Here is a 19688-nt window from a genome sequence, read left to right as displayed (position 1 = left end):
AGGTTCCGGGCTTTTTCATTTGCCTATGAATACGGTTTTGGTAGAGCAGATTAGCGTTATCTTTGCCGCTTATACCGATTCTTGTACGTTTGTTTTTGCTCTCGCACACCACCCCTATGCTAAATCGCCTATCCACAATCCTGCTGTCAGTAGCGCTCGTTTCTTACGGCTGCAAGACGCTTACATCGCCATTCAGCAAGCCTCCTACGGTTGGCGCTATCACGGAAGAAGGATTGTTAAACTGCTTTACACCAGGTACCTCAGTGAACGGTCAACCCGTTTGGTGCGAAGCTTCAGCGGTTCTTTTTGACGGCAATAAGATCCTAGTCGCCAACGACAAAGACATGCCTGCGGGACAAAGTTCCGTGTTCAGTAAAGCACCGAATACTCTCTCGGACTCAACGAAACCGCCTACTTATCTGACGCAGCCTGCTTTTACAGAAGCGCACAAATACGAAGACTTTGCCCGTACTCCCGACGGTAAGTTTGTTTTTTTAACAACCGCCTTCGACCGCGTTAAACCCAACAGTCACGACTGGGATGGCTACAATACGATTCTGTACTGGCGTACCGGCGATCCCGAGCACCCACGCGTGTTGGCTCCTGATGATAACAGCACGACCTCCATTGCTTACCGTCAACGCATTGCGCAGGTACTGGCTACAAACGAATTTCCGGGGGCTATTCCTTATTTCAAAGTGGAAGGATTAGCGGCTACCGACCGTCAACTGTTATTTGGCATTCGCGAGGAAGGTAAATCATACAGTGAATTTAAACACCGCATCAAAGTGGTTGCCGTCTCTTACAACGTCGACAAAACCAATCGCATTCGTTTGGCTGACGACTGGAAACTGATCGCAGACTTCAATCCGGCTAACGTAGAGTCAACATTACCACAGCCTTTGGCCCTGTCAAGTTTGGAATACGACCCTAAGCGGAAGCGGTTCTGGCTGTTGACATCGCTCGAAGCCAATGGCAAACTGGATGCGTATTTGTGGTCGATCAAACCCAGCGACCTCTACGCCAACAAGCCGTTTACGTTTATTCGAAATGTTCAGGGCCAGCCGTTGCGTTTAGGGCACAAAGCGGAAGACCTGACTATTTTAGATAATAACCGGCTTTTATTGATTCACGACGACGACCGGGCTAAAACAAAAGTGGGGTTGCGCGAACGCCAACCTCACCAAGCAGCTTACACAATTATTACCATTCGGTAATGCTTGCCAGTTCTACTAAACCGAGATCTATTGATTCGTATTAAAGAAATCATAGGTGCCTGAAATGAACGGTAAGATCCCCGTCGCGTGCGTTGCATTAGGGATCGGCATCAGCTGAACATTAGTGGCTCCCCGTTTCTGCATCGCATCGTAGGCATTCTGCGAATTCAGGTAGGACACAATCTCGTCGGCAGTGCCGTGATAAAGGCGCGTCGGCGTTTTTGGCTTCCAGTCGTGGATATCATTATCCTGTACGGCATCCAGAAACGCTTTGTCTGTACCGTTGTTGATCCCCTGCTTAAAGCTATCACTAAATGCCTGATTGATGCTCACGTTAATTGACGCATTCATACCGTTGGCGACAACCTGTGCTGCATAAGGCTCTTTGAAATAGCCCGTTGCCGGACGGTTTATGCCATAGATGCGATCATACGTTTGCAATACCCAGATATAAAGCCGGTTGATGTAATCGACGCCTGCGCTGGGCTGATTAATGATCTGCTTCATAAAAGCTGGTTTGTCATAAGCGCCCGCTCCGCAGCTCGAAGCCACCAAGTTAAATTCACTGCCGGTTTCTTCTTCAATTTTCTTTTGAAGCGCCAGTGTGGCATACCCACCCTCTGAATAGCCGGCGACGTAAAGCCGCTTGTTCCAGTTTACGTTTTTATCGCTTAAAAAATCGCGGGTGGCCCGTAGCATATCAAGCGAAGCCGTAGCTAGCCCATTTCGGTGTTCGTAGGTGTGCGGCAGATCTTTAGATGCACCGTAGCCAATGTAATCTGGAGCGGCTATGATGTAGCCCAACGATGCAAACACAGAACCAAGGCTGTAGGCTTCACTGCTTGATTGATAATTCGAAGGGGCGTCGTTATCACTTGTTATTGTACCGTGTTGCATACTGAGCAAAGGCAGAGCCGTGTTGACCTTGGGAATCAACAATAGCCCCGATGCGGCAATGCTTTTTCCATCGGTGTTAGTGGTAGTGTATTCCAGTCGGTAAGCGCTGATGTCGTTCCGAACGAAGGCCTGCAACAGCACAGAGGCACCTGTGTAGCGACTTCGTAACTGATCTTTGGTGTATTCGCCGATCAGCGAACTCTTGGTTAAGACGCGGGCGGGCGCGGGGTTTACGGGGTCGGTATTGTTACTCTGTTTACAACTGGTTGGTGTCAGCAGCAGTATTCCCCCAACCAGTAGTAAGGACAAAAGCGATTTGAGTGTTATCATGAACGAGTTGACGAAAAACAAGAAAGTACCTGTAGGTTAAAATAACGTCGTCTATGCTGTTTTCGTTTGTTTTCAGATCGAATAATTTATGCTACAACAACTAGATATAATACTGACTACCAGCATACTAACCAAAGAGTAAAACCTGATTTTTCGCCAGGTAATACCTTTGTCATTTCTACAATAAAGGTGACAATTCAATAATCTACTAAACAACTGTGGTGTTTGTGGAACCGACTCCACAAAGTAGGCATTCACCTTCCCGCTTTACAACCGTTTGTTTGTTTTGTCTCAAAAATTTAGCGCTGTTCTAAAGCATCCAAAGCAATAGTCAACTAACTGTCTAATAGACATTTAACCAATAAACAATGACTTAATCATGGCTATACTACAACGCTTCAATTAAACTGGTACAACATTTGGCTGTCAAAGGGTAGTACCAATCATTCACAATCCATGAAAAGTCAGCTTAAATCTATTAGTAAGAAATCGCTTGTTGCACTCTTAATGACAAGCCTTTTGACAACCAATGTGATAACCAGCTGTAAATCTCAGAAAAACAACTTAAACAAAACTCAAAAAGGTGCTGCCGTAGGCGCTGGCGGAGGTGCGTTGGTTGGAGGCATTATCGGTAAAAAATACGCAAAAGGTAACACCGCATTAGGTGCGATCATAGGCGCAACAGTCGGTGGCGCAGCCGGAGCCGTAATCGGGCGACGGATGGACAAGCAGGCCGAAGAAATGAAGCGGACCATGCCAAGTGCGCAAGTTGAGCGTGTTGGCGAAGGTATCAAAATCACGTTTGGATCCGACATTCTGTTCGATGTGAACTCATATGAATTGAAGCCTGAAACGAAAAAGCAGTTGATCGAATTCGCTCAGACGCTAAATAAATACGAAGACACGGACATTCGGATCGAAGGTCACGCCGATGCAACTGGCCCGGACGACTATAATCTGAAGTTGTCACGTCAACGCGCAAACGCTGTTGGTGGCTTTTTAGAGACTCAAGGCGTGAAATCCTCTCGTGTAGATGAACTGGGATATGGCGAAACCCAACCTGTTGCAGATAACTCGACCGAATCAGGCCGTCGGAAAAATCGCCGGGTTGACGTTGCAGTTTTTGCTAATAAGCAGATGCAGCGTGACGCTCAGAATGGAAAACTAGACTCCACTAAATAAGCAAACGAAACAGACGATGGCAACGGTGAAAAAAGGCGATGAAGTAGAATGGAAGTACGGGAAAGGTAAAGCCGAAGGCACCGTTGCCGAAGTCCACAAAGAAGACATTACGAAGACAGTCCAGGGCACAAAAGTGAAGCGTAAAGGCTCCGCCGAAGAACCCGCTCTTGTTCTCAAGCAAGGGGACAAGAAGATTGTTAAATCAGCTAGTGAAGTAACTAAAAAGTAAAGAGATCATGGCAGCAGCAACCGAAACCCTAGATGACAAAGAGAAGAAACAAATCAGGGACGACTTCGATGATGCCGTGAACATGTCGGCTTCTCAGATTCAAAAGTGGCTAAAAACGGATGAATCGAAAGCGGTTGGACAGAAGAAAGGCGACGACAGCGAGTCAGTGGGTCACAAGTCTGGCGAACGTATCATTGAGATACTGAATACTAAGGCTGGTGATCTTTCGGACGACGATTATGCACACATGCGTAAGGTTGTTAGCTACGTAAAGCGACACAGTGCTCAACGCCCCAAAGAGGTAGAAGACTCAAATTGGGAATATTCCCTAAAAAACTGGGGGCATGACCCAACAAAATAGATAACCTAAATGTAGTACGGTCTGGACTATCAGAATATACCGGATCGTAACAGCTAGGAACCGAATTAACTTTCTGATTTGCTCAACCACGAACGTTACAAAATCTTTTCAATTCATTACACAATTAAACAAACAACGTTATGTCAGTCAAAGAAACCCGCGGAGAAATCCTTGATCAACTCAATCGTCTGCTAACTCGTAGCCACGATGCAGAAAAAGGATACCAAGAAGCTTCAGAAAACGTAAAAGACACAGAGCTAAAAAGCCTGTTCCTGACGCAGTCGCGTCAACGGGGTGAATTTGCAATGGAATTAGACCGGGAAATCCGGACGCTGGGCGGTGAGCCAGATGGCAGCACGAGTTTCGTAGCTGATCTGCACCGGGCATGGATTAATATCAAATCCACGTTCTCCAGCGATGATGATAAAGCAACTGTAGAAGAGTGCAAGCGTGGTGACCACGAAGCAATCGATGACTATAATTCTGTCCTTCAGGAAACGGACTTAGTTGCCAGCACCCGCGAATTACTGTTGCGGCAAAAACAGAGCATTGAGTCAGCGCACGCGTCGATGGCTCGTCTGGCCTTGGTAGTGTAGTGAATGGTGGGATCGGAAAGCCTGCCCCTTCTGGGGGCGGGCTTTTTTGTGGCTTCTATTTTAGCAATGAGTACCGCATTTCCCGTATCCTTTTCCTAAAAAAACATTCTCTTTTATCGAGAAGTTATCAATGAAGAGTTTAGTAGAAATAAAGGCTTTCCGAGTCAGTTTAAGCACTTCGCCAACTCACAGCTCGGCTCACCCTCTACTTAAATTCCTTAAACAGCATATGGGTAATTCCTATACAATATTATGAGTAAACACACATCGGCTACCTCTGACGAAGAGACTATCCAATCGAAACCGGGCAAGCCTTATCCACTCGGTGCCACGTACGATGGCGAAGGCGTTAATTTCGCCCTTTTTAGTGAATCCAGCACAGCAGCCTACCTGTGCCTGTATGACGCGGGAGATCCTAGTCGGGAAACAGCCCGCATTCCACTGACGGAACGTACAGAACTTGTCTGGCACATATACCTTGATGGCTTGCAGCCAGGTCAGTTGTACGGTTACCGCGTTGATGGACCTTACGATCCTAAGGCGGGCTACTTTTTCAACCCCAACAAACTGCTGCTCGATCCCTATGCCCGTGCCATCAATGAGCCCGTTACGCACAACGATTCGTGGTTAGGTTACGACTACAAAAACCCGTCTGATGATCGTTACTTGATCATGAGCGAAGAAGACAGCGGTCCAACCATGCCGAAGTCTGTGGTCGTTGATTCAAGCTTTGATTGGGAAGATGATCAGGCCCCGGACGTTCCGCTGCATCGCTCGGTAATTTATGAGATGCACGTGAAGGGCTTTACGCACTTGCATCCTACCCTACCCGAAAATATCCGGGGTACATATGCAGGCTTGGGATCAGCCGAAAGCATCGATTATCTAAAGAAACTGGGCGTTACTGCCGTTGAGCTGTTGCCCGTTCACCAGTTTACGGACGAAAGCTACTGGGGCTACAACAGCATCGGTTTCTTTGCTCCCCAGAATACTTATTCCTCGTCAGGAATGGCCGGTCAGCAGGTGACGGAGTTTAAGCAGATGATCAAAAACCTGCACAAAGCGGGCTTGGAAGTTATTCTGGATGTGGTATACAACCACACTGCGGAAGGCAACCAGTTTGGTCCAATGCTGTCATTCCAGGGTATAGACAACCGGGCTTATTACCATCAGGTGGGCGACAAACCGGAGTATTACATGGACTATACCGGTACGGGTAACACGGTCAATCTAAGCCATCCTCGGGTGTTGCAGATGGTCATGGACAGCCTACGCTACTGGGTTACCGATATGCACGTCGACGGTTTCCGGTTCGATTTGGCCGCTGCGCTGATTCGTACCGATGAAGAGGCTGGACGCGTATCTTCTTTCCTCGATACAGTTGCTCAGGACCCGATCCTAGCTCAGGTAAAATTAATTGCCGAACCTTGGGATATTCAATCGTACCATGTCGGTAGCTTCCCAGTACGCTGGTCAGAGTGGAACGGAAAATACCGTGATGCGCTTCGTGGTTTCTGGAAAGGCGATGACGGAAAAGCGGCCGAAACATCGTTGCGTCTATTAGGAAGTCCCGATCTGTATTCGAGCGACGGACGGTCACCGGCCAACAGTGTCAACCTTATTACGGCGCACGACGGTTTCACGTTGAATGACTTGGTGAGTTACAACGAAAAGCATAACGAAGCCAACGGCGAGGACAATCAGGATGGATCGAACGACAACCTGAGCTGGAACTGTGGCGCAGAAGGCCCTACCGATGATCCAGAAATCAACGCGCTGCGCGAACGGCAAAAGCGTAATTTCCTGACAACTATGCTGCTCAGTCAGGGTACACCAATGCTCGTAATGGGCGATGAGTGTGGCCGTACGCAGCACGGAAACAACAACGGTTATAACCAGGACAGCGAAATTAGCTGGATGAACTGGGACTGGAATGACAAGCAACAGGCTTTGTTTGACTTTACGAGTCAGCTTGCTGCGCTTCGGCGGGAGATGCCGATTCTAAGCCGGCGCAAGTTTTTCACTACCGAGCAAGTACAGTTCATACGTCCCGACGGTCATGAAATGACCCAGGATGATCTCAATAATCCGGGAACGCACTGCATAGCCTTGTTTATTGACGGGCTTCAGGTGACGGAGCAAACGGAAGATGGTCAGGACATTGGCGACGAACAAATGGTGTGGGTACTGAACGCGTTCTGGGAAGATATTCCGTTCAAGCTTCCTAAGATCGGTCGCAAACAATCCATGTGGGAAGTAGTCATCAACACGTTCGATGGACAGATCAATCCTGAAACAGAACCGACGAAAGGTGGACAGGAATTTACGGTCCCTGCCCGCTCCTCGGTACTGTTACGCATGAAATAGATTCAACGTCAATCAGATAGCCTATAGCCACTGCTACCTAGCAGTGGCTATGCTTTTTCCGAGAACGTCCATTGCTTTATTATCACTGGTGCGTCCTGAATGGCGTTATACAGCGCATTATCATCGGCAAATAATAACTGGTTGAGGTCGAACGCTTCGATATGTACGTCGATAGTGGGTTTTTCAAAAGGCCAGGGGTCCAGGCTCAACGAACCATCCTTACGCTGAACGATGTAATACGAGATCCCATCGGGTCCAACGCTCACCTCCAAACGACGCGATTCGGGCGGCATCTGATTCATACACAATACCAGCGATAGCGCATCGCACCATTGTACAAATGCGTATGCATACTGAGCTTCAGCTTTGGTTGCGTTGTATTGTTTGCGCCATTTTTTCTGATTATCAATCTGCTGATCAAGAAAAGCATCCAGCTCTTTGTCCTGGCCGCGTTTGGGCTCGTACAAAAATGACGTATGCATCGAAAGCATCAACGCATTCCAGCGGCTTTTCTGCAAGCCAATCTGAATCATACGCCGACATTGATCAACGGAATATTCCAGAATTTGGAAATGAAGCGGAGCACCAGCCGTTGTTAGGTGATTACGCCCATCCCAGGGGTCTTGTCCGTCATCGTGCTCGGTCAGGGCGACCAGCGTTTCGAACCAGTGTATTGGACGTTTTTGAACTTGCCAGCAAGATGCTAATTGGACCGCAAGCATTCCGTGCGCCTGCTGATTTATAATTTGCCAACCTGAGTCGGTCTGGGTAACAATCATGGAAATGAAATAAGGTTATAAGCAAAAAAGAGACCGAACGGATTTATAAGTTTCCGTCTAGTCTCTCTCTCTTTCTTAGGCACTAATTAGGTTAATTATATACCTTTTCGTTCTCACCCATTTTTGGTGGGTTACCCGTGATGGCCGCTGTAGCCTGCTGAAATAACCGAACCATTGTGCTGTCGCTGGCATTCCAGTATTCGGCCATCTGCGTATGCACTTTCAGCAGAATCAACTCAGGATCATCTTTGCCTTCCGGAAACCACGCTTTAGCCTGTGGATTCCAAAGCTCATCTATTTTTGCCCGGTCATCTAGTTCGTCGGCAGTACCGGAGATGGAGACATAGTCGGCATCCCCCACATCAGCAAACGACAGATTGACCCGATGGTCGTTGTTGTCGATCTGATCAACTTTAGGCGATTTACGCTTTGTGAAAAACCAGATCGTTCCGTCTTCGTCCATTTGCAGCGCAGCCATTGGTCGGCTGACCAGGTTTCCCTGATCATCAACGGTCGTCATCATGGCGATGCGAATATCTCCGACTAGGTCCCGGACTTTTTCAAGTTGTTTGTTTTTCTGTGGCTTCGTTTCCATAACGTGAGTGAAAAAAGTAAGTCGATAGTCAAGGTATCAGGGAGGTGTGTACCCAACCAATGACCCACACTACCGACTGACGATACTATCAGACTAATTATAAAGCGTTTCGCGCAGATCGATTCCGTAGAACAATGACGCGGGCGTGGTGGCCGGATTGAGTTGTTCGCTATCCGTCCGGTAAGCCATATCCAAAATACCTACACAGCTACAAATCGTTTGCTGACACATAGCGTACACCTGCTGGCAACGTTGGGTGTTGTACTGGCTAACTTCCTGTGCACATTTTTCGCACACCTCAATGCATGCTTTCGCTAGCAGACGCGTGTTTTCCGAGCCACGTACGTAGAGCATAGCCAACTGACGACACATATCGGCACAGTCCAGATTTAGGAAGATGCTGCGGTACCAATTTTCAATATCTTCAGAACGCGAACATTCCGTCGCAAATTCGTCACAAAGGGCAGCGCAGCTGGTCAGTGAGTCGTAAATGTTTTTCTTCCAAATCATCACCTGATGGAGTTTATGTGTAGCTAGGAGGTTATTTATACGCGAGGTTGCCACCCGCTGTTCATTGCGCTGGACTGACCCATACGCGCCCACTGACGTGCTTCGCTTACACTGTGTGCAACAATTCGCTGTTTATCCATTGCGCCTTGTTCCAACAGGTGGTTCGCGATTTCAATAGCCTTAGCGCGTGTGCTTGGATTAAGTGAGCGCATAGCTGCCGGGAAATGAGTCGGTGTCCACATCATGGTGTCAGTCATCTTGTTGCAACTACACGTACCTATATTGTGCCAACTTTTTTTTCGCTTACACAGCATCACCAGTTCATGGAATAACCTGTTAACTGCCAATCAGTTATTCATTACTAAGCGATTATTAAATTTACCCTGTAGAAACTGTAAATAGCGCTAGGTGTAGAAATCAACCTGAGAAGTGTAGACATTTTTACTCACCCGGTTCCACAGGCGAAAGTCCTCTACCGTTCGGGACACATCTCTTTGATTGAACGATACACAATTTGTGTTGAATTGTACGTTCGAACCGTGTGCGATCGCACTGCGTCGAGCTCACCTTAAAAGTGAATTAATAATGAGCTAGCCATGTGCATTAACGACTAAACTCCTGTTATAGGCAAGAAAACGAGTGGGCCTGAACGAGCCAACTTACGCTCTTCACTATTTTTTAGCTGGGTCTAGCAAACTAATAAACTGGTTTGTCGCTTTTAAATCACAAAATAGCTATGTATGTTGCCAATATGAAGATTCTTGTGGTTGAAGACGAGCCAAAACTGGCTTCGTTCGTAAAAAAGGGTTTGGAGGAACAATCCTGCGAAGTTGACGTAGCGTACGATGGTCAACTAGGTCGTAATATGGCACTTAGTAATGCCTATGATGTCATCGTCATGGACGTTAACCTGCCTAAGATGAATGGCTTCGACGTGGTGCAAGCGCTTCGGCAAGAGCGGGTTAGCACTCCGGTCTTGATGCTAACTGCTATGGGTTCGGTTGACGATAAGCTTACGGGTTTTGAGTCCGGCGCGGACGATTACCTGGTAAAACCGTTCGAGTTTCGCGAGTTAATGGCTCGCCTGCGGGCACTTACGAAGCGCAGTAGCGAAGCCGGTTTGCAGGCTAATGTGCTTAAAGTAGCTGATCTGGAGCTAGATTTGAACGAGAAAATAGCGCGTCGGGGTGACAAGCGAATCGAGCTTACGGCCAAAGAATTTGGACTCCTGGATTACCTCATGCGCAACCGGGGACGCGTCGTATCACGGGTTGATATTGCTGAGAAAGTGTGGGACATACACTTTGACACAGGCACCAACGTTATTGATGTTTACGTCAATTTCCTGCGCAAAAAGATTGACAAGGATTTTCCCCACAAACTAATTCACACGGTGATCGGTATGGGGTATATGCTCAAAGAGGAGTGAGAAACAAGGAGATAGAATGATCAAAGTCGATGAGTCTTCCTCCATTCTTATCTCCAGCTCCTAACTTCTCGAACGAATGAATATCCGTACTCGATTAACGTTGCTTTTTGTCCTGCTGGTCGCTTCCATCCTGTTACTGTTTTCGGTGTCGGTGTACTACCTCTACGACCAGTTTCGGCAGCAGGAGTTTGAGCAACGGTTAGAAGAAAAAGCGTTGACCACCGTACGGCTGCGCGAAGACGTTGGTGAAGTACCCCAGGCCGATTTGCCCGTCATGGCCGACGAGCAAATCACTATTTACAATAACCAGGGCAGGGTCCTGTACAGCCAGGGCAGCAAGCGTCCTCGCTTTCCTGTCACGCCCAGCTTTTTGCAAAAGATTCCTCCTAAACAGTCTCGTTATGTTCGTTTGGGCGACATCGAAGCGGTGGGGGTTCGTTATCAGAACCACCGGAAGGAATCGTTCGTAATCCTGGCCGCAGGCAGTGATCGCTACGGATTTAGTAAGCTTGAACGGCTGCGGCAAATCCTTATTTTTGGCTGGATACTGTGTTTATTCATCGTTGGTATTGCGGGTTATCTGTTTGCAACCGATGCCCTTCGCCCCGTCGCGGAGCTAATTGCGCAGGTTAACTCTATCTCGGCAACCAACATCCACGAACGACTTCGCGTTGGGCGGCAGCGGGACGAACTGGCCGATCTGGCCCGGACCTTCAATGCGCTCTTGAGCCGACTCGAAAAAGCGTTTGTTTCGCAGAAAAGCTTTGTTTCCCATGCCTCCCACGAATTGCGGACTCCGCTAACCGTCATGATGGGTCAGATTGAGGTGACTCGACTACAGACCCGCTCTTCTCAGGAATACGAAGCGTCATTCGATGCGCTGCTGGACGAAGTCAAAAACATGATCCGGCTTGTCAATGGGTTACTGGAACTCGCCCGCGCTAGTTCCGATGTCGCCACACTCAACTACCAGCCGGTGCGGATCGACGAGTTACTCTGGCAGGCGCAAAGCCAGATCATCCAAAAACGCCCGAATTATCAGATCGACATCGACTTCGAGAACTTACCGGATCAGGAAGAAGACCTCGTCATTCTGGGTGAAGAATCGCTGTTGCAAACCGCTTTCCAGAACCTTATGGAAAATGGCTGCAAATACTCCCCCGACGAAAGTGTAGCGGTTCGGCTGTCCTTCGAACCCGGTGAGGTTCATTTGACCTTCGCCAACCGAGGGTACGGTATTTCAACCGCCGACTTACCGCATATTTTTGAGCCGTTCTACCGCTCCGAATCAACGATGACAATCCAGGGGCACGGCATTGGTTTAGCCTTGACTCAGCGGATCATCGAACTTCATCGGGGTCAAATCAAGGTCGAGTCTACGGTTGGCAAGGAAACTAAATTTCGCATCACGCTCCCCCTTTCCTCCGCTTCACCGATCGCGCTGACGGAGGTGAGCAGTTCAACAAAGACACTACAGCAGAGTTAATCCGTAGCTGGGGTATAACCTAACCGTACGCCATGCTACTTTTGTACTATGGCTTTTATCCAAACGGACACGTTTACGCTACGCGGTTACGAAACCGATGCCTTCGGGCGATTGAGTATTCCCGCCTTGATGAATTTGATGCAGGAATCAGCGAATCGAAACGCAATTGATTACAAAATCGGTATTAACGATCTGGCTCAACAAGGATACGGCTGGATGCTGATGCGCTTCCGGCTACGGATGCACCAGTACCCCCGGTATGGTCAGACCATTCGGGTGGTTACTTATCCCACCTTTGTCGAAAAATACTTTATCTACCGCGACTTTCAGGTTCTTGCCGAAGACGGCACTCTGCTGGCTGACGCGGCCAGTACATGGCTGGTTTTCAGTACGGCCAAACGAACAATGGTCCCCCTACCCGACTTTATCCGTACCTTATCACCGCCCCAGCTAACCAATACGCTGCCGAAACTAGCCCTTAAACCCCATTTTCAGAATAATCCATTTACACCCACGCACCAAAACGAGGTAACCGTTGGCTGGCTTAGCATTGACCAGAACCAGCACGTCAACAATGTAGCCTATGTAGCGTGGTTGATTGAATCAATGGATGATAAGCTGTTAGAAACGCGGGAATTAGCCGAAATTGATTTAGTTTACCGTACCGAAAGCCACCGGGGCGACCGGCTCCTCGTTCAATCCGTCGCGGAAACCGACGACAGTCTTATTCATCGCATTGAACAGAGTAGCCTGCCTTCCGGCGATTCAGGTAAAGAAGTACTCGTAGCGCATAGCCGATGGCGGGTGCCTTCTTCGTAAACTCATCGCTCAGGCGGTTATACCAAACCTAACTATGCTAACTCCTTCCAACAAACCCGTTCAGGACCCAACAATGACGCTGGATGCCGTGCTCGGCGGCCTGATGCGTCGTTACAGCGAGCGCGTACCCGACGTGCAGGGCGTGTTCGACGCAATGCTCGACGAAGGCATTATACAATCGCCGGATGAAATTGAGAACGATCATATTGCCTTTCGAACGATGGGTGTTCCCCATTTAGGGATTGCTTCGTTCGAGAAAATTTTTCTGCATTACGGCTACGAACGACGTGACGAATACAACTTTGTTGAAAAGAAACTTACGGCGTACTGGTACGCTCCGCCCGCACCAAATTATCCGCGCATTTTTGCCAGCGAGCTGCGAGTCGATGAATTGTCGGAACAAGCCCAACGCATTATTCACCGTTATACCGACACGGTAACGAGCGATCCCGTGGACGCACTCGATCTGGACGATGCCCAAGCCGTTGACCAGTTTTTGCACCAGCCGCTCTGGGAAACGCCGACCCTGACCGACTATCAGACGTTGCTAACGGAAAGCGAGTATGCGGCCTGGGTCATCTACAACCGCTACTACCTGAATCACTTTACGATTAGCGTTCATAATCTTAAGCCGGGCTACAACACAATCGACGCGTTTGTGGCTTTCCTGACCGGACGGGGTTTGCGGCTCAACTCAGCGGGGGGCACTATCAAAGTCAGTCCCGACGGCGATTTGCGCCAAGCGTCGACTGTAGCACAAATGATTGACGCTGAGTTTGCGGACGGTGCTACCTTTCGCATTGCCGGATCGTACGTTGAGTTTGCCGAACGACGCATTTTACCCCAATTCCGCAACTTACCTGCCGATCAAATTACGCGGCAGCACCGGCGCGAAGGTTTTGAAACTGGTAACGCTGACAAGATTTTCGAAAGTACATTCACTAGTCAGACCGGGAAATAACACCCGATATTTCTCTTTCCTCCTGGTGTCAGCGGGTCCGCTAACACCACGAAACTATCCGAAAAAAGACGTTTATCCTGTTCAGATGAAACGCTATATCCTGCTCACCAGCCTTTTGTTGCTCGTTTTCAGAGCTCAGGCCCAGAAAGCTGCGCCGGTTGGCTTGCAGCTTTACAGTTTCCGCCATGAGTTTGCCAAAGACGTGCCCGGTACGATGGCAAAAGTGAAACAACTGGGTTTTCGAGAAGCTGAAATTGCCGGAACGTATGGCCTTAGTCTGACCGACTTCCGTAAACTGCTCGATCAGAACGGGATCAAAGCCATCAGCACCGGGGCTAGTTACGAAGACCTAGACAACAATGTCCCTAAAGTTCTTGCCGAAGCCAAAGCGCTGGGCGCTAAGTACGTCACCTGCGCCTGGCTTCCGCACGCAGGTGATGCATTTACTATCTACGATGCCGACCGGGCCGTTGATGTGCTGAACACGGCGGGGCGACTGCTGGCAGACAACGGGATCACGTTTTGCTACCATACGCATGGCTATGAATTTCAGCCGTATCAGAACGGTACCTTCTTCGATTATCTGGCCGCTAATCTGAACCCGAAGTACGTCAACTTCGAGATGGACGTATTCTGGGTGAAAGCGCCCGGTTTTGATCCCGTTGCTTTACTACAGAAATTTCCGAAACGATTCCTGCTCATGCATTTGAAAGACCGAAAGCCCGGAACACCAGATACCAACACGGGCCATTCGGATGTAGAATCGAATGTTACGCTCGGGCAGGGCGACGTGGGTATTGCCGCTATTATGAAGCAAGCGAAAAAATCAGGTGTCAAGCATTTCTTTATCGAAGACGAATCATCCCGCGCAATGGAACAAATGCCCGGAAGTCTGGCTTTTCTGGAAGGATTGAAATAATAAGTCGTGATGTAGTGCTTGTGGTGGCAGGTTCTCAAACCTGCCACCACAAGCACTACACTAGGCATACATCTTAAAACGAATACGTGTAGATCGCTTCCGCCAGCTTCTGAATATCGGCAAACTCATGAAATGCGCTGATAACGATCCGGGAATTTGCCCGGTCGGTGGCTGTTGGATAAGCAAACGAATAAATAAAGATACCTCTTTCAAGCAGAAACGGGTATAAATCATCCTGTTCGGTAAAGAACACCGGGTAACCCTTGGCATGAGTGAACAGGCCCGTTGGTATCAACAGTTTTTCCGCTAAAAGCAGGTTTTGTTGCAGTTTGTCGCGACGGTCCGCGTAAAGTGCATCGGCCCGTAGATACGCATCCAGGTAAGCGGGCGGAATTGGTGAACAAGCCCCAAAAAATGCTGTTTTTCGAGTCGCAGCGAGTGTTTCAGTACGGCCAATAATTGCGCCACCCGGTAGTCCCATCGCTTTTGCCGTAGACGCTGTAACGATGAGATTGACATTAGGCTTTTTGGGCACCTGTGGCCAGATACCCCGTCCGTTGTTGAGGACACCTAACCCGTGAGAATCGTCGATCACGAGCGTTATAGCTCGGTCATCGGGTAGCGCATTGACCCACTCAAACGTGTAGTATTCGGACCGAACCGCTTCAATTGAATTTAATAGAATAGCCAGCGGCCCGGCTGGCATCGTTTGTACCTGAGCTGGTAGCTGCGCTGCCCAATCAGCAAAACTCATGGAAGGGAGCGCCGTAGCGGGTCCATCCCAAATGGCGGGATGGGCGCAGGGACCGTAGATCAATTCTGTTTTTTGTAACCGCAACACATTAACAACCGCCTGGCCGGCCATCATCCCCGATGACAGCGTTAGCACATTCTCAGCCCCTACAAACTGGGCTAGTTTGGCTTCGGCTTCCTCGTAGATGCCTAACTGTAAATTACCGTTTCGCGAACTACCAAATACGGTACCATACCGGCCAACACTTTCAACGAAGAGTTGCTGAAAAGCAGGATGCTGCGGCAAGCCTAAGTAAGCCGTTCCGCTGAAAAACAAGTACTCGCGTTCCTGATACGTAATCGTTCGATCAGGCAGGTTATTGACGACAAAAGCATCGGACATGGTATAACTCGGTATGCGGTTCAGAAATAGTAACAAACTACGCTTTACCAATCAGTTTGACTACGCTTGGTCAGTATTGATTAAACTGGCTCCTGTTCCGTTTTCGTTGGCATAGATAACGCGACCAAAATCAAAGGTTACGCCCGTAGCCGGATCGTTGGCAATCAGCAGCGAGCCGTCGAGGTCGGCGTAATCAAGCAAAGGAAGCAGCTGAGCGATAGCCGAAATACCAACGCTCGATTCGGTCATGCAACCAACCATCACGCGGAGGTTGAGCTCGCGGGCGCGGGCAATCATGCGTCGGGCAGGTGTCAGGCCACCACACTTGGTCAGTTTAATATTGACCCCGTGAAAATAGCCCGCGCAACGGTCAACGTCAGCTTCGACAATACAGCTTTCATCGGCAATGATGGGCAAAACGGATTCTTTATAAACGATTTTTGCGCCCTCCCAATCGTCGGCAGGCAACGGTTGTTCGATAAACTCAACGCCTAACTTAGCTAGGGCTTTTGACTTTTCGATTGCCTCGGTAACTGTCCAGCCGCAATTGGCATCTACCCGAAACACAGCCTCGGTGCAGGCTCGCAGAGCACGAACAATAGCCAGATCCGTTTCAGGACGACCCAGCTTGATCTTGTACAGCGGCCAGGGCAACTCCTGCATCTTTTCGACCATCCGCTCGGTGGTATCAAGTCCAATTGTGTAATTGGTCAAGGGGCTAGTAGCAGGATCAAGATTCCAAAGTTTATAAAGCGGTTGTTCCTGTTTTTTTGCCCATAGGTCCCAGGCAGCCTGATCGAGTGCACAGAGCGCAAACGGGTTTTCGGCCAGCAAGGGCTGCATGTCGGTCCAGAAGACTTCGGGGCTGGTCAAATTGTACGTCTCGATGCGGGTACGAAGCGCTTCGAAAACCGCAACCATGCCATCAATCGTAATTCCGTAATAGCGGGTAGCGGTGGCCTCACCGAAACCCCGGTAGTGACCATCACGCAATTCGACAATGAGCGTTGGCTGCACATCCCGACTGTCGTGCGCAATGGTAAATGTATGTTTCAGGCGTAAGTCAACGCGGTGAAGAAACAACTGCATGATCGACTTCTTATAAATTCACGAATACTACCCACCCAAACCGATTACTGGCTGAGCGGAGCGATTCGCCCGAAAGGTACGGGACGAAACCTAGAAATAGATACGATCAGCAATCTTACACCCTGATCGGCTTACTTACAATACATTTCAGCTTTTATCTTCAGCGTCCATTCGGGCTTTTCGATTAGATAATCGCTTTGCCGCAACGGCCAGGTAGCTCCCCCGTCTGTACTCGCGCGAAAATCGTAGGTTTCACCGACTTTCAGTTTGTATGACGTTACTTTTCGCTGGGTACGCGTGGCGATAATAAGATCATGCCAGTTTCCTTTTCCTACTTCACTGTACTGCACCCGTATTTCGGCCGGTAGTGAGGATTCATCCAGCTTTGTACCGCCGGGGCACGAAAAATAAAATTCCAGTTTCACAATGGGCGGCACGGGTAAAGCGCTCAAATTAAGCGGAATTGCTGTCTCGTCGCAGGGTAGTCCGTTAGCCGATTCAGCAATTAATCCACCCATTGCGCCTTTGCCCCAGGCATCTGTTTCGTCGTATAGCTGCAACTTGAGTTGACGTCCTTTGGGCTGGTTATAGATCTTTACGATAGCGTTGTTATTTGCGTTTGCGTAGAACGTACCGACTTGGGTTCCTGTCGCAACATCAATGAGTTTGCAACGGTAATTCACGTCTACATTCGCAAGCTTACTGCCTACTATTTTAAATACAGGACCGACGTCACAAATTGGCTCAGTCCAGGTTGCGACATACGACCCAACGGCAGCAGCCTGCGCTTCGTACTCAAGCGAACCAGAGGCATTACGTTTTACTACGCCGGGTGTTTCCTCCTGCCAGCGATTCATAAAGGCGTCGTAGCTGTAAAGAGGAATCGAATCACCGATCCGAACAGGCCGACCCGTTTTGCCATTGACCGTTGCCGGATTAAGTTCCATTGACCAGCGAGCCGGTTGCGAGAGTTTAGTCGCTACTAAGTAGTTCTCGTTATAAACCTCGAACGTTACCGAACCGGCAATCGATGTCACGCGCAAACTTCCAAGCGAGGGAGCCCCGTTACGGCCATTAACGTACGACAGTATACCGTTTCCCGGAACCTGGCTGGTAGCATCGCTGCTACGTGCATTCGTGTGAATAACGGTCATTGTTAGCTTACCACCGACGACCTGCCCGTCACGATCAATCAATTTTGTTCCGGACGGAATCGTGACGGTTGCGTGATCGCTGTCTTTCGTTTGCTCGGCAGTTGTCAACCTCAAGGTTGTGGATACCGTACCATCGGTATCAGCGCTCCCCATTGTACGAGCCGCCGTAAGTGTGCGGGGCGGCTTATTGATATTGATTCGGCGAACATAGCGCGTTACCCGGCTGGGACTCGTTAACGTCATGGGCTGGATTACAGTCAGGTAATCGGCAGCCTCAACGACAGCGGTGAATCGCAAGGGCGTCTGGCTAGACAACGTAACCGTTGGCGAAGCCGCCAGTAATAAATTTCCGTCGGCATTAACTTTATAGCGAGTCGTGTTTAGCGTGGTGACGATGTTGGCCGCGTCGGGTCCCGCTATTTTAACTTGATTAGTTGATGGTAACGGGTTGCTGGCTGGATCGTAAAGACGGAGCTCAACAACGCCCGCCTGAATTGGATCTTTCGTCCGAAGCTGAACACCATCAAGTGGATTTCGGCAGGACTCTACGATTACAATGGCTCCAACAAGGCTAAACAGCCAGTGACGGTATGTCATACAATACAGCAGTTAACGAGAACGATGGAGGGCATACGTGAGTGTTAGATTGATCGAAGGCAGATAGCGGTAGCCTGACAGATTACGTTCGACAACCGGTACTTGCTCATCAATAGTAGTTGTTTCCAGGAAGCCCTCATAATCAAGGTTTATGCTTGGACGGCCCAGGTAGTAAACGCCCATTTCGAAACCGATTCCAAACCGCTTGCGAGGCATTGTCTGCCCAAAGCCCCAGCCTACGTAGCCAACAAGCGGATGCCACCGAACTCCGAGCTTAACGACTCCTACATCCTGCGGTGTCAGTTCCAGCCCGCCAAGATTAAGCTTGCCGTTAACGGTAATGACAAAACGCATAGCTGGATGCCAGGTGTAGCCAAGCCCTCCAACAATAAAAAACGAGTTATGCGGAAAGGGATTCCATTTAAGGCTCGCTTGCAAAACGCTAATTACCAAGTCGGGGTCGATACCTATGTAGGAATCCGGAGCGGTTTCGATCCGAATGGGCTTGCGGTATGCTACATATTGTCCACCCACTCGAACCGCTAACCGTCTTGACTGATTAAATACATGGTTACAATAAAGACCCACTCCACTTGTTCCAAGCTGAAGACTGACAGAGTAGGGCAAAGCTTTTCTTCCTACAGAATCCGGCTTTGCCTGAAACGAATAGCCAGTTGATGACAGCATAGTTACTACTAGAAGGACTAGGTACTTCATCAAGGTAACAAATTATAGTAGATCTATTTTACTATATCAGCCTAAAAGTAACATTTAAGTTATCATAAACAGATATCTTTGAGAAAATGATTCGTACACCCTTCTAAGCTGAGTGCCATTTGAACTTTTTACTTCATCTAAAAATATACCCACATTAAACAGAATTTAATACTGAAATATTTAATATATCGGAACAATATATTCCTCCATCCGCATATGCATCAAAATAGATATATGAAGGTCACTTTTGAAGTTCAACACTCTATAATAAAACATAGAAATAATTAAACTATAGAATAAAATAAACCACATCTAACTA

The 19688-nt window shown here is 48.7% G+C and carries 20 protein-coding genes; 11 read left to right on the top strand and 9 right to left on the bottom strand.

From position 1 onward, the window contains the following. The first annotated feature begins 116 nt into the window (after positions 1–116). A complete protein-coding gene (locus M0L20_RS13140; RefSeq protein WP_232561429.1) occupies positions 117–1217 on the top strand; it encodes a hypothetical protein in 1101 nt (366 codons plus the stop codon). 27 nt (positions 1218–1244) lie between these two features. Here M0L20_RS13140 and M0L20_RS13135 read toward each other — a convergent pair whose 3' ends face one another. Further along, positions 1245–2444: an alpha/beta hydrolase family protein gene (locus M0L20_RS13135; protein ID WP_248477390.1), complete on the bottom strand. Its 1200-nt coding sequence runs from the start codon at positions 2442–2444 to the stop codon at positions 1245–1247. 456 nt (positions 2445–2900) lie between these two features. Here M0L20_RS13135 and M0L20_RS13130 point away from each other — a divergent pair, with 456 nt between their 5' ends. The 5 genes from M0L20_RS13130 (at position 2901) to glgX (ending at position 7179) form a co-directional block, all read left to right on the top strand. Beyond that, the gene (locus M0L20_RS13130) at positions 2901–3626 is read left to right on the top strand and encodes a YiaD family glycine zipper/OmpA-like lipoprotein (protein ID WP_232561427.1); all 726 of its coding nucleotides are present in this window, start codon (positions 2901–2903) and stop codon (positions 3624–3626) included. A 16-nt stretch (positions 3627–3642) separates the two neighbouring features. Then, positions 3643–3855, top strand: a complete 213-nt coding sequence (locus M0L20_RS13125) for a hypervirulence associated TUDOR domain-containing protein (RefSeq protein WP_232561426.1) — start codon at positions 3643–3645, stop codon at positions 3853–3855. A 7-nt stretch (positions 3856–3862) separates the two neighbouring features. Continuing rightward, positions 3863–4216: a DUF3140 domain-containing protein gene (locus M0L20_RS13120; protein WP_232561425.1), complete on the top strand. Its 354-nt coding sequence runs from the start codon at positions 3863–3865 to the stop codon at positions 4214–4216. Between the two features lie 140 nt (positions 4217–4356). Continuing rightward, positions 4357–4812, top strand: coding sequence for a ferritin-like domain-containing protein (locus tag M0L20_RS13115; RefSeq protein ID WP_232561424.1), 456 nt, complete (start codon positions 4357–4359; stop codon positions 4810–4812). Between the two features lie 252 nt (positions 4813–5064). Then, complete coding sequence (gene glgX, locus M0L20_RS13110; protein WP_248477389.1) at positions 5065–7179, top strand: glycogen debranching protein GlgX; 2115 nt, start codon at positions 5065–5067, stop codon at positions 7177–7179. Positions 7180–7226: 47 nt separating this feature from the next. Here glgX and M0L20_RS13105 read toward each other — a convergent pair whose 3' ends face one another. From M0L20_RS13105 to M0L20_RS13090, 4 genes are all read right to left on the bottom strand, one after another. Continuing rightward, entirely contained in the window at positions 7227–7958 is a 732-nt protein-coding gene (locus M0L20_RS13105; protein ID WP_248477387.1) for a DUF3891 family protein, read from the bottom strand. A 91-nt stretch (positions 7959–8049) separates the two neighbouring features. After that, on the bottom strand, positions 8050–8553 hold the full coding sequence (locus M0L20_RS13100) for a pyridoxamine 5'-phosphate oxidase family protein (protein ID WP_232561421.1): 504 nt from the start codon (positions 8551–8553) through the stop codon (positions 8050–8052). 93 nt (positions 8554–8646) lie between these two features. Next, positions 8647–9063, bottom strand: a complete 417-nt coding sequence (locus tag M0L20_RS13095) for a four-helix bundle copper-binding protein (protein WP_232561420.1) — start codon at positions 9061–9063, stop codon at positions 8647–8649. Positions 9064–9098: 35 nt separating this feature from the next. After that, positions 9099–9320 carry a DUF2188 domain-containing protein gene (locus M0L20_RS13090; protein WP_248477385.1) on the bottom strand — a complete coding sequence of 74 codons (222 nt, stop codon included), beginning with the start codon at positions 9318–9320 and terminating at the stop codon, positions 9099–9101. A 494-nt stretch (positions 9321–9814) separates the two neighbouring features. Here M0L20_RS13090 and M0L20_RS13085 point away from each other — a divergent pair, with 494 nt between their 5' ends. The 5 genes from M0L20_RS13085 (at position 9815) to M0L20_RS13065 (ending at position 14677) form a co-directional block, all read left to right on the top strand. Further along, positions 9815–10492: a response regulator gene (locus M0L20_RS13085; protein ID WP_232561418.1), complete on the top strand. Its 678-nt coding sequence runs from the start codon at positions 9815–9817 to the stop codon at positions 10490–10492. Between the two features lie 76 nt (positions 10493–10568). Further along, on the top strand, positions 10569–11978 hold the full coding sequence (locus M0L20_RS13080) for a HAMP domain-containing sensor histidine kinase (protein ID WP_248477383.1): 1410 nt from the start codon (positions 10569–10571) through the stop codon (positions 11976–11978). A gap of 48 nt (positions 11979–12026) precedes the next feature. Then, positions 12027–12797, top strand: a complete 771-nt coding sequence (locus M0L20_RS13075) for an acyl-[acyl-carrier-protein] thioesterase (RefSeq protein ID WP_248477382.1) — start codon at positions 12027–12029, stop codon at positions 12795–12797. Positions 12798–12831: 34 nt separating this feature from the next. Then, the gene (locus M0L20_RS13070) at positions 12832–13758 is read left to right on the top strand and encodes a DUF1338 domain-containing protein (protein WP_232561415.1); all 927 of its coding nucleotides are present in this window, start codon (positions 12832–12834) and stop codon (positions 13756–13758) included. Between the two features lie 85 nt (positions 13759–13843). Beyond that, entirely contained in the window at positions 13844–14677 is an 834-nt protein-coding gene (locus M0L20_RS13065; RefSeq protein ID WP_248477381.1) for a sugar phosphate isomerase/epimerase family protein, read from the top strand. 73 nt (positions 14678–14750) lie between these two features. Here the strand turns inward: M0L20_RS13065 and M0L20_RS13060 are convergent, their stop codons facing one another. The 4 genes from M0L20_RS13060 to M0L20_RS13045 form a co-directional block, all read right to left on the bottom strand. After that, positions 14751–15812, bottom strand: a complete 1062-nt coding sequence (locus M0L20_RS13060) for an aminotransferase class I/II-fold pyridoxal phosphate-dependent enzyme (RefSeq protein ID WP_248477380.1) — start codon at positions 15810–15812, stop codon at positions 14751–14753. A 60-nt stretch (positions 15813–15872) separates the two neighbouring features. Then, positions 15873–16901: a dipeptide epimerase gene (locus tag M0L20_RS13055; protein ID WP_248477379.1), complete on the bottom strand. Its 1029-nt coding sequence runs from the start codon at positions 16899–16901 to the stop codon at positions 15873–15875. A 131-nt stretch (positions 16902–17032) separates the two neighbouring features. Beyond that, positions 17033–18652, bottom strand: a complete 1620-nt coding sequence (locus tag M0L20_RS13050) for a hypothetical protein (protein WP_248477378.1) — start codon at positions 18650–18652, stop codon at positions 17033–17035. 12 nt (positions 18653–18664) lie between these two features. Beyond that, positions 18665–19339: a hypothetical protein gene (locus M0L20_RS13045; protein ID WP_248477377.1), complete on the bottom strand. Its 675-nt coding sequence runs from the start codon at positions 19337–19339 to the stop codon at positions 18665–18667. Between the last annotated feature and the right edge of the window lie 349 nt (positions 19340–19688).

Origin of the sequence: Spirosoma liriopis, assembly GCF_023196085.1 — a bacterium.
Taxonomy (GTDB): Bacteria; Bacteroidota; Bacteroidia; order Cytophagales; family Spirosomataceae; genus Spirosoma; species Spirosoma oryzicola.
The sequence above is the reverse complement of the archived record's forward strand: the minus strand, read 5'-3'. Positions and strand labels throughout refer to the sequence as shown.

Excerpts from the sequence above, each read along its gene's own strand:
- M0L20_RS13140 (WP_232561429.1), top strand. The coding sequence starts at position 117 with ATGCTAAATCGCCTATCCACAATCCTGCTGTCAGTAGCGCTCGTTTCT.
- M0L20_RS13135 (WP_248477390.1), bottom strand. The coding sequence starts at position 2,444 with ATGATAACACTCAAATCGCTTTTGTCCTTACTACTGGTTGGGGGAATA.
- M0L20_RS13130 (WP_232561427.1), top strand. The coding sequence starts at position 2,901 with ATGAAAAGTCAGCTTAAATCTATTAGTAAGAAATCGCTTGTTGCACTC.
- M0L20_RS13125 (WP_232561426.1), top strand. The coding sequence starts at position 3,643 with ATGGCAACGGTGAAAAAAGGCGATGAAGTAGAATGGAAGTACGGGAAA.
- M0L20_RS13120 (WP_232561425.1), top strand. The coding sequence starts at position 3,863 with ATGGCAGCAGCAACCGAAACCCTAGATGACAAAGAGAAGAAACAAATC.
- M0L20_RS13115 (WP_232561424.1), top strand. The coding sequence starts at position 4,357 with ATGTCAGTCAAAGAAACCCGCGGAGAAATCCTTGATCAACTCAATCGT.
- glgX (WP_248477389.1), top strand. The coding sequence starts at position 5,065 with ATGAGTAAACACACATCGGCTACCTCTGACGAAGAGACTATCCAATCG.
- M0L20_RS13105 (WP_248477387.1), bottom strand. The coding sequence starts at position 7,958 with ATGATTGTTACCCAGACCGACTCAGGTTGGCAAATTATAAATCAGCAG.
- M0L20_RS13100 (WP_232561421.1), bottom strand. The coding sequence starts at position 8,553 with ATGGAAACGAAGCCACAGAAAAACAAACAACTTGAAAAAGTCCGGGAC.
- M0L20_RS13095 (WP_232561420.1), bottom strand. The coding sequence starts at position 9,063 with ATGATTTGGAAGAAAAACATTTACGACTCACTGACCAGCTGCGCTGCC.
- M0L20_RS13090 (WP_248477385.1), bottom strand. The coding sequence starts at position 9,320 with ATGACTGACACCATGATGTGGACACCGACTCATTTCCCGGCAGCTATG.
- M0L20_RS13085 (WP_232561418.1), top strand. The coding sequence starts at position 9,815 with ATGAAGATTCTTGTGGTTGAAGACGAGCCAAAACTGGCTTCGTTCGTA.
- M0L20_RS13080 (WP_248477383.1), top strand. The coding sequence starts at position 10,569 with ATGAATATCCGTACTCGATTAACGTTGCTTTTTGTCCTGCTGGTCGCT.
- M0L20_RS13075 (WP_248477382.1), top strand. The coding sequence starts at position 12,027 with ATGGCTTTTATCCAAACGGACACGTTTACGCTACGCGGTTACGAAACC.
- M0L20_RS13070 (WP_232561415.1), top strand. The coding sequence starts at position 12,832 with ATGCTAACTCCTTCCAACAAACCCGTTCAGGACCCAACAATGACGCTG.
- M0L20_RS13065 (WP_248477381.1), top strand. The coding sequence starts at position 13,844 with ATGAAACGCTATATCCTGCTCACCAGCCTTTTGTTGCTCGTTTTCAGA.
- M0L20_RS13060 (WP_248477380.1), bottom strand. The coding sequence starts at position 15,812 with ATGTCCGATGCTTTTGTCGTCAATAACCTGCCTGATCGAACGATTACG.
- M0L20_RS13055 (WP_248477379.1), bottom strand. The coding sequence starts at position 16,901 with ATGCAGTTGTTTCTTCACCGCGTTGACTTACGCCTGAAACATACATTT.
- M0L20_RS13050 (WP_248477378.1), bottom strand. The coding sequence starts at position 18,652 with ATGACATACCGTCACTGGCTGTTTAGCCTTGTTGGAGCCATTGTAATC.
- M0L20_RS13045 (WP_248477377.1), bottom strand. The coding sequence starts at position 19,339 with ATGCTGTCATCAACTGGCTATTCGTTTCAGGCAAAGCCGGATTCTGTA.